A 1,187-nucleotide genomic window follows, 5' to 3' on the forward strand; every position below is an offset into this window, starting at 1 on the left:
TAGTAGGTTGTTTTGTAAATTAACAATTCTTGAGCTTACTGCTTTGTTTATGTATATAAATACTATTATTACAATTACTAAAATAACAAAAAGAGATATAAATGCTATGGTTGTTATAAGTTTTGTAATAGGCATTTGTATAGAATCAACTGGAGCCATAGTCACAATAGACCAAGTATCTTGTGAGTTATCCCAAAGATCAAAAGTAGCTATTGCTGCTCTATTTTTCTTTCCATCGCTTGCGCGAGTAAAGTCAAAAACAGTATTTATTTTATCTTTTTGTAATTGTATTAATGTTTTTGCACTAGGATGAGGATTTGCTTCTGAAATACTTTTTCCTGTAAATTTAGAAACAGGACTAACTGCTATTAGACCCTCAGCACCAAGTAATAATCTTTGATCATCTTTGAAAATACTTCTTTTTGGATCTGTTAGCTCTCCTCTAAAATGCGTTAAACTTCCTAAAGCTCCAACTACACCTATAATATTTCCATTTTTAAAGATTGGAATTACAATATTGTATGCAAAAATTTCTTCACCATTAATGTTGAAAATTTGAGGTTTTCCTATTGATTCTTTTTGTGTTGATATAGCATTATTAATACTTTGTTGTTGTAAAAATGCATCATATGCTTGAACTAATTGCACGCCGCCTTCTGTTTTTAAAGAAGTATCATGAAGTAACATTAAAAATTTATGCTGATTTGTAAGTAGTTTTGGGTTGGTATTTTGATTGATTGGGGTATTAAAAAAATGAACATACATATATGCAATTTTTTCATTTGAATCAAGCACACCTTCTAAAATATTTTGCACTTCTGTATCATCAATACTATTTTCATTTGAAATAGTATTTTTTATAGTATCTTCTACTCCTAGTAAAGTTGAATAAACACTTTCTGTTGCTCCACGGACGATATTTGCATATCTAAAAGCATTAATTTGAAGTAGTTTATCTGCTTCAGTGTGTAAGATATTTGAAGCTTGTATGGAAAAAATACTTGCTAAGATTATAATGCCTAGCATTACTATGGAAATTACAACTCCAACTATTTTGGTCCCTATTTTTAAATTTGAAAACAATGTATCTCCTTTATGTGTTTTTAAAAAGGATGTATTTTATCCTAAAAAAATAATTTTTTTATTTTTAATTAATTAATATTTGTTTGGTATTTCTAATAGTGGGC

Annotated in this window: 1 protein-coding gene; it reads right to left on the reverse strand. The window is 28.1% G+C overall.

Going from position 1 to position 1,187, the window contains the following annotated elements; translation table 11 throughout:
• A partial coding sequence (locus L8X33_RS08580; RefSeq protein WP_263670497.1) for a hypothetical protein occupies positions 1-1,083 on the reverse strand: 1,083 nt, incomplete at its 3' end.
• Positions 1,084-1,187 lie beyond the last annotated feature (104 nt).

The sequence above is a fragment of the Campylobacter sp. CNRCH_2014_2849 genome (assembly GCF_025772845.1).
GTDB classification, from domain to species: Bacteria; Campylobacterota; Campylobacteria; order Campylobacterales; family Campylobacteraceae; genus Campylobacter_D; species Campylobacter_D lari_D.